This window comes from Streptomyces sp. NPDC088745 (genome assembly GCF_044751045.1).
Lineage (GTDB): Bacteria > Actinomycetota > Actinomycetes > Streptomycetales > Streptomycetaceae > Streptomyces > Streptomyces cremeus.
In genome coordinates this window covers 541,974-554,518 of the sequence record NZ_JBIVLB010000003.1, presented here as the reverse complement: position 1 = coordinate 554,518, position 12,545 = coordinate 541,974, and the positions used below count along the sequence as shown (strand labels likewise).

13 protein-coding genes are annotated in these 12,545 nt (G+C 73.8%); 5 read left to right on the top strand and 8 right to left on the bottom strand.

The features are described from left to right. Positions 1-103: 103 nt before the first annotated feature. From ACIP93_RS11765 to ACIP93_RS11740, 6 genes are all read right to left on the bottom strand, one after another. A complete protein-coding gene (locus ACIP93_RS11765) occupies positions 104-1,753 on the bottom strand; it encodes a DEAD/DEAH box helicase (protein ID WP_345223928.1) in 1,650 nt (549 codons plus the stop codon). 155 nt (positions 1,754-1,908) lie between these two features. After that, a complete protein-coding gene (locus ACIP93_RS11760; protein WP_003969786.1) occupies positions 1,909-2,112 on the bottom strand; it encodes a cold-shock protein in 204 nt (67 codons plus the stop codon). 439 nt (positions 2,113-2,551) lie between these two features. Beyond that, positions 2,552-3,709, bottom strand: coding sequence for an acetyl-CoA C-acetyltransferase (locus ACIP93_RS11755; protein WP_401757646.1), 1,158 nt, complete (start codon positions 3,707-3,709; stop codon positions 2,552-2,554). Between the two features lie 31 nt (positions 3,710-3,740). Further along, the gene (locus ACIP93_RS11750) at positions 3,741-4,355 is read right to left on the bottom strand and encodes a TetR/AcrR family transcriptional regulator (RefSeq protein ID WP_345223922.1); all 615 of its coding nucleotides are present in this window, start codon (positions 4,353-4,355) and stop codon (positions 3,741-3,743) included. Positions 4,356-4,376: 21 nt separating this feature from the next. Beyond that, complete coding sequence (locus ACIP93_RS11745) at positions 4,377-5,162, bottom strand: SDR family oxidoreductase (protein ID WP_401757644.1); 786 nt, start codon at positions 5,160-5,162, stop codon at positions 4,377-4,379. Then, a complete protein-coding gene (locus ACIP93_RS11740; protein WP_401757642.1) occupies positions 5,159-6,313 on the bottom strand; it encodes an acyl-CoA dehydrogenase family protein in 1,155 nt (384 codons plus the stop codon). The genes ACIP93_RS11745 and ACIP93_RS11740 overlap by 4 nt, the downstream gene beginning before the upstream one ends. A 49-nt stretch (positions 6,314-6,362) precedes the next feature. Here ACIP93_RS11740 and ACIP93_RS11735 point away from each other — a divergent pair, with 49 nt between their 5' ends. The 4 genes from ACIP93_RS11735 to ACIP93_RS11720 all read left to right on the top strand — a co-directional run bounded on the left by ACIP93_RS11735 (position 6,363) and on the right by ACIP93_RS11720 (position 9,816). Further along, positions 6,363-7,301 (top strand): enoyl-CoA hydratase, encoded by a 939-nt coding sequence (locus ACIP93_RS11735; protein WP_401757641.1) that lies wholly within the window; start codon positions 6,363-6,365, stop codon positions 7,299-7,301. A gap of 1 nt (position 7,302) precedes the next feature. Then, positions 7,303-8,448, top strand: a complete 1,146-nt coding sequence (locus tag ACIP93_RS11730) for an acyl-CoA dehydrogenase family protein (RefSeq protein WP_345223913.1) — start codon at positions 7,303-7,305, stop codon at positions 8,446-8,448. After that, positions 8,448-9,395 (top strand): acyl-CoA dehydrogenase family protein, encoded by a 948-nt coding sequence (locus ACIP93_RS11725; protein ID WP_401757638.1) that lies wholly within the window; start codon positions 8,448-8,450, stop codon positions 9,393-9,395. The genes ACIP93_RS11730 and ACIP93_RS11725 overlap by 1 nt, the downstream gene beginning before the upstream one ends. Before the next feature lie 202 nt (positions 9,396-9,597). Then, the gene (locus tag ACIP93_RS11720; protein WP_345223909.1) at positions 9,598-9,816 is read left to right on the top strand and encodes a hypothetical protein; all 219 of its coding nucleotides are present in this window, start codon (positions 9,598-9,600) and stop codon (positions 9,814-9,816) included. 135 nt (positions 9,817-9,951) lie between these two features. Here the strand turns inward: ACIP93_RS11720 and ACIP93_RS11715 are convergent, their stop codons facing one another. Both ACIP93_RS11715 and ACIP93_RS11710 read right to left on the bottom strand, forming a co-directional pair. Then, on the bottom strand, positions 9,952-10,536 hold the full coding sequence (locus ACIP93_RS11715) for a HutD family protein (RefSeq protein ID WP_401757636.1): 585 nt from the start codon (positions 10,534-10,536) through the stop codon (positions 9,952-9,954). Positions 10,537-10,566: 30 nt separating this feature from the next. Beyond that, positions 10,567-11,697, bottom strand: a complete 1,131-nt coding sequence (locus ACIP93_RS11710; protein WP_401757634.1) for an acyl-CoA dehydrogenase family protein — start codon at positions 11,695-11,697, stop codon at positions 10,567-10,569. Between the two features lie 284 nt (positions 11,698-11,981). Here ACIP93_RS11710 and ACIP93_RS11705 point away from each other — a divergent pair, with 284 nt between their 5' ends. Then, positions 11,982-12,512 (top strand): flavin reductase family protein, encoded by a 531-nt coding sequence (locus ACIP93_RS11705; RefSeq protein WP_401757632.1) that lies wholly within the window; start codon positions 11,982-11,984, stop codon positions 12,510-12,512. Positions 12,513-12,545: the final 33 nt, after the last annotated feature.

Below are 12,545 nucleotides of genomic sequence, written 5' to 3'. Positions count from 1 at the left end.
CGCCCGGTGGGAAATGTGCAGGAGCGTCGTGGCTGGTCGCGCAGTTCCCCGCGCCCCTGAAGGGGCGCGGGGATGGGCGCGCAGGTTCCCGTGCCGCGCGGGGTCAGGCCGCCGGGCGGCGGCCCTGGTTGCCGCCGGTGCGGCGCTGGCCGCCCGACTGGCCCTGGCCCGCACCCGTACGGCCCCCGCCGGAACGGGACTGGCCCCCGGCCGGCGCCGCGCCGCGTGCCGGGCGCGACGGACGCCCGCCCGACGCCGTACCGGACGAAGCACCCGAGCCGCCCCGGCGACCCCGCGTGCGGCTGCGGCCGTCCGCGGAGGAAGAGGACGAGGAGGAGGGGCGGCGCTTCGCCGGCTGCTGCTGGACGGGCACCGGCACCTCGACGACCACCGCGACGCCCGACGGCTCGCGGGCGCCCGTGATGGTCGCCAGCTCCTCGTCCGTGGACTTCACCCGCGCGGTGCGCGGCGTGATGCCCGCGTCACTCATCAGCCGGGTCATCTCACGCTTCTCCTCGGGGAGGACGAGCGTGACGACGACGCCGGACTCGCCCGCGCGGGCCGTGCGGCCACCGCGGTGCAGGTAGTCCTTGTGGTCGGTCGGCGGGTCGACGTTGACGACCAGGTCGAGGTCGTCGACGTGGATGCCGCGGGCCGCCACGTTGGTCGCCACCAGCGCGGTGACCTTGCCGTTCTTGAACTGGTCCAGCGTGCGGTTGCGCTGCGGCTGGGAACGGCCGCCGTGCAGGGCCGCCGCGTAGACGCCCGCGGAGAGCAGCCGCTTGGCGAAGCGGTCGGCGGCGCGCTTGGTGTCCACGAACATGATCACGCGGCCCTCGCGGGCGGCGATCCGTGCCGCGACGGCCTTCTTCTCGGTCTCGTCCATGACGTACAGGACGTGGTGGTCCATCGTCGTGACCGCACCGGCCGACGGGTCGACCGAGTGCACGACCGGGTCGGTCAGGAACATCTTGACGAGCTTGTCGATGTTCTTGTCGAGCGTGGCCGAGAAGAGCATGCGCTGGCCGCCCGGCTCGACCTGCTTGAGCAGCGCCACGACCTGCGGCATGAAGCCCATGTCGGCCATCTGGTCGGCCTCGTCGAGGACGGTGATGGCGACCTGGTCGAGGCGGGCGTCGCCGCGCTCGATGAGGTCCTTCAGCCGGCCGGGGGTGGCGACCAGGACCTCCGCGCCACGGCGCAGCGCGTTCGACTGCTTGGTGATCGACATACCGCCGACGACCGTGGTCAGCCGGAGGTTGACGGAGGTCGCGTACGGCGTGAGCGCGTCCGTGACCTGCTGCGCCAGCTCCCGCGTCGGTACGAGGACCAGCGCGAGCGGCGCGTGCGGCTCGGCGCGACGGCCTGCCGTGCGGGCGAGCAGCGCCAGGCCGAAGGCCAGCGTCTTGCCGGAGCCCGTACGGCCGCGGCCCAGGATGTCCCGGCCGGCGAGCGAGTTCGGGAGGGTCGCCCCCTGGATCGGGAACGGCTCCGTCACCCCCTGCGCGGCGAGCGTCTTGAGGAGTGCGGCGGGCATGTCCAGCGCTTCGAAAGTCTCGACCGACGGCAGCGCGGGGGTGAGGGACTCCGGCAGTGCGAATTCACCCTGGGGCGGCGTGGACCGGCGGGCGGGGCCCTTGCCGGAATTCTTCGTCGAAGCCTTGCCGCGGCCCCGGGACGGGGCGGCACTCGACGGTCGGTTGCGCGCCGGACGGCCGGTGCGCTCGGAGGAGGATCGTTCGAAACGGGTCATGCAGTAATTGCCTTCTTCCTGGGGACACCCCGAGAGGGGTGGAAGCCGGTCGCGGAATGCGACCGTGTTCCGCGAGTTGCGCGAACACAACGCAAGCCGGGGCCCGCACCTTCACGGTGCGGGCCCCGGCTGGAGGCTTCGCGCGTCCGGGCAGACTAGGCCGGGACGATGTTCTCCGCCTGCGGGCCCTTCTGGCCCTGCGTGACGTCGAAGGAAACCTTCTGGCCCTCCTGGAGCTCGCGGAAGCCCGAGGTGGCGATGTTGGAGTAGTGGGCGAAGACGTCGGCGCCGCCGCCGTCCTGCTCAATGAAGCCGAAGCCCTTTTCCGAGTTGAACCACTTCACGGTGCCAGTAGCCATTTTGTATCTCCTAAAACAGGGGCAGAGCCGGAAATCCGCACTTCACGAATTCCTCGTCGCCGCAATGACCCCATCCGGAGAGCCGGAAACCGGCAATGACCGGAAAAACAAATGTGCGCCTGCCGAAGTTCTCGTCAGGCGCACATAAAGTTCATGGGTACCAAAACTGCAACTCCTCTACCGTAGCACGCTCCCGCACCAGGCGCGCGGTGGAACGCGCCCGGTCAGGCGCCGCACGGCCTGTGTTCACCTGCCCGCCTCGCTGCGTCCTCCCTCACTCGCCTGCCTGCGTCTGCCCTAGCCCGCCTCGCTGCGTCTCCCCCACCCCCCCCTGCCTGCGTACACGGCGTCCGCGATCGGCAGTCCGCTCGCGTACGCGTGCGAGCACACGCCGACGGCGCTGTGCCCGGCCGCGTACAGGCCCTCGGCGACCGCCGCCCTACACGCGCTCGATGATCGTCACGTTCGCCTGGCCGCCGCCCTCGCACATGGTCTGGAGGCCGTACCGCCCGCCCGTCCGCTCCAGCTCGTGCAGCAGCGTCGTCATCAGCTTCACCCCGGTGGCGCCCAGCGGGTGGCCGAGGGCGATCGCGCCGCCGTTCACGTTGACCCGCTCCGGGTCCGCGCCGGTCTCCTGCAGCCACGCCAGGGCCACCGGCGCGAACGCCTCGTTGATCTCGACCAGGTCGATGTCCTGGATGCGCATCCCGGTCTTCTTCAGCGCGTACGCCGTCGCCGGGATCGGCGCCGACAGCATCCGGATCGGGTCCTCGCCCCGCACCGACAGATGGTGGATCCGGGCACGCGGCGTCAGTCCGTACTCCCGTACCGCCCGCTCGGAGGCGATCAGCATCGCCGCCGCCCCGTCGGAGACCTGCGAGGAGCACGCGGCGGTGATCGTGCCGCCCTCCATCACCGGCCGGAGGGCCGCCATCTTCTCCAGGGAGGTGTCGCGGCGCGGCCCCTCGTCGGCCGCCACGTCCCCGTACGCCACGATCTCCCGCTCGAAGCGGCCCTCGTCGACGGCGCGCAGTGCCCGCTGGTGCGAGCGCAGGGCGAACTCCTCCATGTCGCGGCGCGAGATCCCCCACTTGTCGGCGATGAGCTGGGCTCCGTGGAACTGGTTCACCGGAGCGTCGCCGTACCGGGCGCGCCACCCCTCGGAGCCCCGGTAGGGGCCCTCCGTCAGGCCCAGCGGCTCGGCCGCCTGGCGGGAGGCGAAGGCGATCGGGATCTGCGTCATGTTCTGGGTGCCGCCCGCGACCACCAGGTCCTGCGTGCCCGACAGGACGCCCTGCGCCGCGAAGTGCACCGCCTGCTGGGAGGAGCCGCACTGGCGGTCGACGGTCACGCCCGGCACCTCCTCCGGGAGCCCGGCCGCGAGCCACGACGTACGGGCGACGTCGCCCGCCTGGGGGCCGACCGTGTCCAGGCAGCCGAAGACGACGTCCTCGACCAGGCCGGGGTCCACGCCGGACCGCTCGACCAGGGCCTTCAGGACGTGCGCGCCCAGGTCCGCCGGGTGGACGGCGCCGAGGCCGCCCTTGCGCCGGCCGACCGGGGTGCGTACCGCTTCGACGATGTAGGCCTCGGCCATGACGACTCCAGTTTCACGAGAGGTGGGGGAGTTACGCGGTGCGTACGGCGATCCCGTCCAGCACCATCGACAGGTACTGGCGGGCGATCTCCTCGGGGCTGTGCTGTCCGCCGGGCCGGTACCAGGACGCCGCCACCCACACCGTGTCGCGCACGAAGCGGTAGGTGAGGCGGACGTCGAGGTCGTCCCGGAAGACTCCGTCGGCCACTCCGCGCTCCAGCGTCCCCAGCCACGCCTTCTCGAACTTGGCCTGCGAGTCGGCGAGGTAGTGGAAGCGGGGCTGGGCGGAGAGGTGGCGGGACTCCTTCTGGTAGATGGCGACGGCGGCGCGGTGCCGGTCGATCTCCCGGAAGGACTCGGTGACGAGGGCCTCGATGGTCTCCCGGGGGCCGAGGGAGGAGGCGAGCACGGTGTCGTACCCCTCCCACAGTTCGGTGAGGAAGGTCGAGAGGATCTCGTCGAGCATCGATTCCTTGGAATCGAAGTGGTAGTAGAGGCTGCCGGCGAGCATCCCGGCGGCATCGGCGATCTTGCGGACGGTGGTGGCGTTGTACCCCTGCGCGGCGAACACTTCGGCCGCGGTGTCGAGGAGTTCACGGCGGCGCTCGGGCGACGCGGTCACCTGGGGCTTCTTCTTGGTAGGCACCCGCCCATTGTCGTCCGGCGCTCACGCATGCTGGCTGCTGACCGAGACGGTCTCCCCCGTCATGTACGAGGAGTAGCCGCTGGCCAGGAAGACGATGACGTTGGCGACCTCCCAGGGTTCGGCGTACCGGCCGAAGGCCTCCTTCGAGGTCAGCTCCGTCAGCAGTTCCGGTGTCGTCACCTTCACCAGGTGCGGGTGCATCGCCAGGCTCGGGGAGACCGCGTTGACGCGTACGCCGAACTCCGCCGCCTCGACCGCCGCGCACCGGGTGAGCGCCATGACGCCGGCCTTCGCGGCGGCGTAGTGGGCCTGTCCGGCCTGGGCGCGCCAGCCGACGACGGAGGCGTTGTTGACGATCACGCCGCCGCGGCCCGCCGACCTGAAGGAGCGCAGGGCGGCGCGGGTGCAGCGGAAGGTGCCGGTCAGGGTCACGTCCAGGACCTTCGACCACTGGTCGTCGGTCATGTCGACCAGGTTCGCGGTGCCGCCCAGCCCGGCGTTGTTCACGACGACGTCGAGTCCGCCGTGGGCCTGTTCGGCGCGGGCGAGGAGGGCGCCCACCTGCTCCTCGTCCGTCACGTCGCAGGGCAGCGACGCGACCCGTTCGGCCCCGAACTCCTCGGCCAGTGCCTCGTGGGTCTCCTTCAGCCGCCGGGCGTGCGCGTCGCCGATGACGACGCGGGCGCCCTCCTCCAGGAAGCGGCGCGCGGTCGCCCCGCCGATCCCGGCGCCGGCGGCGGCGGTGACGACCGCGCCGCGGCCGTCGAGCAGCCCGTGCCCCTTCACGTACGCGGGAGCCCTGCTCATGCCCGTACCTCCTTGGGAAGTCCGAGCTCCCGCTCGGCGATGATGTTGCGCTGGATCTCGTCGGAGCCGGCGTAGATGGTGTCGGCGCGGGCGAAGAGGAAGAGGCGCTGCCAGTCGTCGAGTTCGTACGGCTGCCGCGCGTCCGGCACGGCCAGCAGTGCGGCCGCGCCGCGTACGTCCATGGCGAGTTCGCCGAGGTCGCGGTGCCAGCGGGCCCAGTGGTTCTTGGCCACGGAGGGCGAGACGTCGCCGCGTCTGGCGTGTGCGCGCATCGCCTCCAGGCCGGTCCAGGCGCGGACGAGACGGTCCTGGACCAGCGGGTCGGCGAGGGCCCCGGTGTGCCGGGCCAGTTCCACCAGGGCCGCCAGCTCCCGTGCGAAGCCGACCTGCTGGCCGAGGGTGGAGACGCCGCGTTCGAAACCGAGGGTGGCCATCGCGATCCGCCAGCCGTCGCCGACCGCGCCGACCACGTGGGCGGCGTCGGTGCGGGCGTCGTCGAAGAAGACCTCGTTGAACTCGGAGGTGCCGGTGAGCTGGACGATGGGGCGGACCTCGACGCCCGGCTGGTCCATGGGGACCAGGAGGTAGGAGAGGCCCGCGTGGCGGCGGGAGCCCGGTGCGGTGCGGGCGACGACGAAGCACCACTGGGACTCGTGGGCGAGGGAGGTCCAGATCTTCTGGCCGTTCACCCGCCAGGTGCCGCCGCCCGGGTCCAGCTCGGCCCGGGTGCGGACGTTGGCGAGGTCGGAGCCCGCGTCGGGCTCGCTGTAGCCCTGGCACCACAGCTCCTGGACCGCGACGATCGGCGGCAGGAAGCGGGCCTGCTGCTCCTCGGTGCCGTACGCGATGAGGGTCGGGCCGAGGAGCTGCTCGCCGATGTGGTTGACGCGGGCGGGGGCGTCGGCGAGGGCGTACTCCTCGTGGAAGGCGATCTGCTCCTCGATGCTCGCGCCCCGGCCGCCGTGCTCCCTCGGCCAGCCGACGCAGGTCCAGCCGTGGGCGGCCATGTGGCGCTCCCAGGCCAGGCGCTCGGCGAAGGCCTCGTGCTCCCGGCCCGGTCCGCCCCGGCCCTTCAACCCGGCGAACTCCCCGCCGAGTTGCTCCCGTAGCCAGTCCCGGATCTCGGTGCGGAACTCCTCGACGCTGCTCATGGCCGTACGTTAACCTACCAAACACTTGTTAGGGAAGGATGGTTCTGCCATGACAGCCGAGACGCCCGACACGTCCGGTACGCCCGCCGCGTCCGACGCACCCGACGCGCCCGCCGCCTCCGGCACGGCCGCCGGGCCCGTTCTGTACGAGCGGCGCGGACCGGTCGCGTACGTGACCCTCAACCGCCCGCGGTACCGCAACGCCCAGAACTCCGCGATGACCTACGCCCTGGACGCCGCCCTCTACCGGGCCGCGGCGGACGACGAGGTCAAGGTGATCGTGCTGGCCGGCTCCGGCGACCACTTCTGCGCCGGTCACGACATCGGCACCCCCGAGCGCGACGCCCACCTGCCCTTCGAGCGGAGGGCGGGCCTGTGGTGGGACCACTCGGACAAGGCGGGCGCCGAGAGCCGGTTCGCCCGCGAGTCGGAGGTCTACCTCGGGATGTGCCGGCGCTGGCGCGAGCTGCCGAAGCCGGTGGTGGCGTCGGTACAGGGGGCGTGCGTGGCGGGCGGGCTGATGCTCGCGTGGGTGTGCGACCTCATCGTGGCGTCGGACGACGCCTTCTTCGCCGATCCGGTGGTGCGGATGGGGATTCCGGGTGTCGAGTACTTCGCGCACCCGTGGGTGATGCCGCCGCGCGTCGCCAAGGAGTTCCTGTTCACCGGCGAGCGGATGAGCGCGCGCCGGGCGTACCAGGTCGGGATGGTCAACCGGGTCGTGGAACGGGCCGAACTGGCCGACCGTACGAGCGAGTTGGCGGAACGGATCGCCGGGATGCCGAGGTTCGGGCTCGCCCTCGCCAAGCGCGCCGTCAACCAGGCCGAGGACCTCCAGGGCCTGCACACCGGCATGGACTCCGTCTTCGGCCTGCACCACCTCGCCCACGCGCACAACGCGGAGACGGCGAAGGACGCGCTGGGCGGCATGGACGTCGCGGCGATGAAGCAGGCCGGCCAGGGCTCCCCGAAGCGGCCGGGGAACTGACGTGGACCTCGACTTCAGCGCCGGGCAGGACGCCTTCCGGGCCGAGGCGCGCGCCTGGCTGGCCGCCAACGTGCCCGCCGAGCCCCTGCCCTCCCTCGAAACCGAGGAGGGCTTCGCCGCCCACCGCGCGTGGGAGGCGCGGCTGGCGGCGGACCGCTGGTCGGTCGTGTCGTGGCCCGAGGAGTACGGGGGCCGGGGGGTGGACGTCTTCGGGTGGCTGATCTTCGAGGAGGAGTACTTCGCGGCGGGCGCGCCGGGCCGGGTCTCGCAGAACGGCATCAACCTCCTCGCCCCCACCCTCTTCGACCACGCCACGCGGGAGCAGCGGGCGCGGGTGCTGCCGCCGATGGCGACGGGCGAGGTCGTCTGGGCGCAGGCCTGGTCGGAGCCGGAGGCGGGGTCGGACCTGGCCTCGCTGCGCTCGACCGCCGTCCGCACGGCGGGGGGCTGGCTGCTCTCGGGGCAGAAGACGTGGTCCTCGCGGGCCGCCTTCGCCGACCGGGCCTTCGGCATCTTCCGCACCGACCCGGACGCGGACCGGCCGCACCGGGGGCTGACGTATCTGATGTTCGACCTGCGCGCGCCGGGCGTCACCGTCCGGCCGATCGGCCGCCTGGACGGCAGGCCCGCCTTCGCGGAGCTCTTCCTCGACGACGTCTTCGTCCCGGACGAGGACGTGATCGGCGAGCCCGGGCAGGGCTGGCGGATCGCCATGTCGACCACCGGCAACGAGCGCGGGCTGATGCTGCGCTCCCCCGGGCGGTTCCTGGCCGCCGCCGGCCGCCTCGCCGCCGACTGGCGCGCGCTCGGCGACCCGGCGGACACCGCGACGCGCGACCGGGTCGCGGACGCGCTGATCGGGGCGCGCGCCTACCAGCTCTTCACCTGGGCGAACGCGTCGCGCTTCGCCGCCGGGGAGACCATCGGCGCGGAGTCCAGCCTGAACAAGGTCTTCTGGTCCGAGTACGACATCGCCCTGCACGAGACCGCGCTCGACCTGCTCGGTGCGGACGGCGAGCTGGCGGAGGGGGAATGGGCCGAGGGACACGTCTTCGCGCTCGCCGGGCCCATCTACGCCGGTACGAACGAGATCCAGCGCGACATCATCGCCGAGCGCCTGCTCGGCCTGCCGAAGGGACGCCGCTGATGCGCTTCCTGCTGACCCGCGAGCAGGCCGACTTCGCCCGCTCGCTCGACGCGATGCTGACCGCCGCCGACCCGCCGGGGGCGGTGCGGGCGTGGGAGAACGGCGAGCACGGGCCGGGCCTGGAGGTGTGGCGCCGGGTCGCGGAGGCCGGGGTCTTCGCGCTGGCCGTCCCCGAGACGTACGAGGGGGCCGGGCTGCTGCCGGTGGAACTCGTCGTCGCCTTCGTCCAGTTGGGGCGGCACGCGGCCCCCGGCCCGTACGTCGAGACCGCTGCGGCGGCGGTGCTGCTGGGCGGTTCGCCGGACCTGGCGAAGGAGTGGCTGCCGAGGATCGCCGCCGGGGACGCGCTGGTGACGCTGGCCGAGGAGGGCGGGTACGCGCTGGACGCGGACGCGGCGGACGCGGTGTTCGTGCTGGGGCCCCGGCCTCGGGCGGGCTCCGCGCGGGGGGACCTGCGGGTGTCGGCGGACGCGGCGCGCCGGCTGTACGCGGTGCGGGGGTCGGGCGACGCGCTGCCCGTCACGGCCGGAGCGGCGGGCGCGGCACGGGAGTTGGCGAGGCTGCTGACCGCCGCCCAGGCGCTCGGGGTCGGGGACGCGCTGCTGGCGCGGACGGTGGCGTACGTGAAGCAGCGGACGCAGTTCGGGACGCCGATCGGGGCCTTCCAGGCGGTGAAGCACCGGCTGGCGGACACGTTGATCGGGCTGGAGTTCGCCCGGCCGCTCCTGTACGGGGCGGCGCTGAGCAGGTCCGGGGCGGAGGTCGCGGGGGCGAAGGCGGCCACGGGCGAGGCCGCCTGCGCGGCGGCCCGCACGGCCCTCCAACTGCACGGGGCGGTGGGTTACACCCAGGAGCTGGACCTCTCCCTCTGGCTCCGCAAGGCCCGCCCCCTGCGGGACGCGTGGGGCGCCCCGGCGACGTGCCGGGCCAGGGTGCTGGCGGGCTGAGCGCCCCTCCGTCGCCGGTTCCCGGTCCCGGCGCCGGGGCAGCCGTGGGTGCCCGCTGGGGGCGCCCGCGTCGGCGGGGGCACTCGCCCAGGGCTGCGCCGATCCGGCGGGCCGCGCGTTCCGCCTGGTCAGGCGCGGAACTCCGGCACGTGCGTGACCCATCGGGCTCCCGCACGTTGGTAACGGTATGAAGAAACGAAGCATGGCCGCAGCCGCCTCCCTCGCCGCCGGGTTCGTCGCCGCCCTGGTCTCCCCCGCTCCGGGCGCGCACGCGGCGGAGCCCGCGGACCAGCTTTCGCAGCTCCCCGTCTCGGGCGCGCTGCTCGACGAGGTGACCGAGACGGCCACCGGCACCGTCACCGGCAACGCCGCCGACACCGCCCAGACCGCGACCGGCGGCGTCCCGGGGGCCGCGCGGTAGTCGGTCCCGCAGCGGGCGGCCCGTCGGTCGTCAGCCGTCGGCCGTCGGTCCCGGCGTCGTCCCGCGCAGTACGTACCCGAAAGTGCCCGCTCCCCCTTCCGTCCGGGGGCGCGGGCACTTTCGTCATGGGCGCCCTCAGGGGTGGCGCAGCGTGATGACCGCCGTGCGGCCGGTCGTCCGGAGCCGGTCCCGGGGGTCGCACGGACCGGGGTCCGAGTGGGTGAACAGCAGGGCGTCGTACGGCTCCAGGGGGGTGCTCGCCCGGCGCGGCAGCACGGCCCCGGGGCCGAGCGGCAGCGCGATGACCGTGCCGCCGGACAGCGGGGGGCCGATCGTCACATCGCCCTGCACGACCTCGACCTCCGCCCCGTACGCGGGCCCCCTGCGGTGCATGACGTTGAGGTTCACGACCGGCCCGCCGAGCAGCCGGCAGCCGGTGGGCACGTCGCCCGGAAAGCGCACCGGGACGAAGCGGGCGTCCACCCGGCGCGGTCCGATCCCCTCCAGCGCGAGGTCCATGCCCTCGCCCTCGACCATGGTCAGGACCCGTTCCACGCCGGGGAAGGCGGAGAACGGGCCGTCCGCCGCCACCTCAGCGAGGCTGACCCGCCACCCGAAGTCCCCGGTGGCTCCCGGCGGCCACGCGGCGATCTCGCGGGTGACGCCGCCGCCGTTCTTCCAGGGGACGGGGGTGCGGTCCGCCGCGCGCGAGAACTTCATCCGCCCGAGGTTACGTGCCCGGCCCGCGCCTCAGGCGAGCGCCTCCGCCCGCGGCCCGGGGGTGAAACCCAGCAGCTTCGCCAGGCGGCGGCGGTGGGTGTCCGGGGAGCCGAGGAAGTGGGCCGTGCCGTGGGCGCGCTTGAAGAAGTCGTGGGCGGGGTGTTCCCAGGTGATGCCGATGCCGCCGTGGAGCTGGATCATCTCCCCGGCGATCTGCTGGTACGCCTCCGAGCACGCGGCCTTCGCGGCCGCGGCGGGGCCGGGGGCGGCCCCCGAGCCCGCGGCGGCGAGCGCCAGGGAGCGGGCGGCCTCCAGGAGGACGTGCGCGTCGGCGATGCGGTGCTTGACGGCCTGGAAGGAGCCGATGGGGCGGCCGAACTGGACGCGTTCCTTGGCGTACCGGACGGTGATCTCCAGCGCCCGGCCGGCGGCCCCGACCTGCTCGGCGGCGAGCGCGGTGATCGCCAGGTCCCGGACCCGGGCGAGGACGCGGGCGCCGTCCGTGCTGACCAGGCGGGCCGGGGCGGCGTCCAGGACGATCCGGGCGAGCGGGCGGGTGCGGTCCATGGCGGGGAGGGGGACGAAGCAGCCCGCCGGGTCCGGGACTTCGAAGAGGGCGAGGCCCGCCGGGGTGCGCGCGAGGGCCAGCAGCACGTCGGGGGCGTCGGCGGCCGGGACGTACTCCTTGGTGCCCGTGAGCAGCCAGTCGCCGCTGGTCGTGCTCTCCTCGGCGTACGTCGTCAGGCCGGCGGCCTCCCAGGTGCCGCGCGGCTGTTCCGCCCCGGCCTCCGCCCAGGCGAGCGCGGCGACGGACGCGCCGTCGGCGAGGGGCGGCAGCAGCCGGGCGCACACGTCGTCGTTGCCGGAGGCGATCAGGGCCTCGGCCGCGAGGACGGCGGAGCCGAGGTAGGGGACGGGGCTCAGGGCGCGGCCCAGCTCCTCCATGACGACGTGCACCTCCATGCGCCCCGGGCAGCCGAGGCCGCCGTACTCCTCGGGCGTCGCGAGGGCGGCGACGCCGATGTCGCGGACCAGGGGCCGCCAGGCCGCGGGGCCCTCGTGCCGGGCGAGGACGGACCGTACGGCCGCCCTCAGCTCCTCCTGCTCCTCGGTGGGGTTCAGGGTGCCTGCGGGGCGGGTGGCGGGGGTGCGCGCGTTCATGCGGGTGGGGCTCCCTACTCCTGGGTTCCGGTCGGTGACGGGCAGGTCTGCGGGGGGACCAAGGATGCCCACGTCCGCCGTGGGCGGCCAGCCTCCCGGCACCACGGATCCGCCCGGATTCCGCGGCCGGACCGGCGTCCGGGCCGCCGCGATCCGTTCCGCGCGACCGCTTGACGGGGGGACATGGCGGGTATCCAATCACAGGTGTTTCTGTTAGGCATATATCTAGTAGGAACAAACTCGGAACACTCCGCGGACCCGCACCCCACGAGAGGACTCCTCCCATGACCACGGCCCTCGCTCCCGCCGATCCCGGCTCCCCCGCGCCCCCGCACCGGCCCGCGGGGGGCGTCGACATGCGCACCGCGATGAGCTCCTTCTGCACCGGGGTCGTCCTGATCACCGCGCTGGAGCCGGACGGCAGCCCGGTGGGCATGGCCGTGCAGTCGTTCTCCTCGGTCTCGCTCGACCCGCCGCTGATCTGCTTCTGCCCGGCGCGCACGTCCACGACCTGGCCGAGGATCAGGGCGGCCGGGCGCTTCGCGGTGAACATCCTGGGCCACGACCAGCAGGAGGTGTGCCGGCGCTTCGCGATGCCGGGCGCGGACAGGTTCGCGGGGGTCGACTGGACGCCGGGGGCGTCGGGGGCGCCGCTGGTCGCGGGGGCGCTGGCGACGGTCGAGTGCGCGCTGGAGGCGGTGCTGGACGGGGGCGACCACGCGATCGCGCTGGGGCGGGTCACGGGACTGGACGTGCGCCGGGAGGGCGAACCGCTGGTCTTCTTCCGGCGGGGGTACGGCCGGGTGCGGCGGTGAGGCGGGGCGGGGGGCTGGACGGGGGGGGCGGAC

What these genes read in the sequence shown, in the direction of transcription:
- ACIP93_RS11765 (WP_345223928.1), bottom strand. Translation starts at nt 1,753, where the DNA reads ATGACCCGTTTCGAACGATCCTCCTCCGAGCGCACCGGCCGTCCGGCG.
- ACIP93_RS11760 (WP_003969786.1), bottom strand. Translation starts at nt 2,112, where the DNA reads ATGGCTACTGGCACCGTGAAGTGGTTCAACTCGGAAAAGGGCTTCGGC.
- ACIP93_RS11755 (WP_401757646.1), bottom strand. Translation starts at nt 3,709, where the DNA reads ATGGCCGAGGCCTACATCGTCGAAGCGGTACGCACCCCGGTCGGCCGG.
- ACIP93_RS11745 (WP_401757644.1), bottom strand. Translation starts at nt 5,162, where the DNA reads ATGAGCAGGGCTCCCGCGTACGTGAAGGGGCACGGGCTGCTCGACGGC.
- ACIP93_RS11740 (WP_401757642.1), bottom strand. Translation starts at nt 6,313, where the DNA reads ATGAGCAGCGTCGAGGAGTTCCGCACCGAGATCCGGGACTGGCTACGG.
- ACIP93_RS11735 (WP_401757641.1), top strand. Translation starts at nt 6,363, where the DNA reads ATGACAGCCGAGACGCCCGACACGTCCGGTACGCCCGCCGCGTCCGAC.
- ACIP93_RS11725 (WP_401757638.1), top strand. Translation starts at nt 8,448, where the DNA reads ATGCGCTTCCTGCTGACCCGCGAGCAGGCCGACTTCGCCCGCTCGCTC.
- ACIP93_RS11720 (WP_345223909.1), top strand. Translation starts at nt 9,598, where the DNA reads ATGGCCGCAGCCGCCTCCCTCGCCGCCGGGTTCGTCGCCGCCCTGGTC.
- ACIP93_RS11715 (WP_401757636.1), bottom strand. Translation starts at nt 10,536, where the DNA reads ATGAAGTTCTCGCGCGCGGCGGACCGCACCCCCGTCCCCTGGAAGAAC.
- ACIP93_RS11710 (WP_401757634.1), bottom strand. Translation starts at nt 11,697, where the DNA reads ATGAACGCGCGCACCCCCGCCACCCGCCCCGCAGGCACCCTGAACCCC.
- ACIP93_RS11705 (WP_401757632.1), top strand. Translation starts at nt 11,982, where the DNA reads ATGACCACGGCCCTCGCTCCCGCCGATCCCGGCTCCCCCGCGCCCCCG.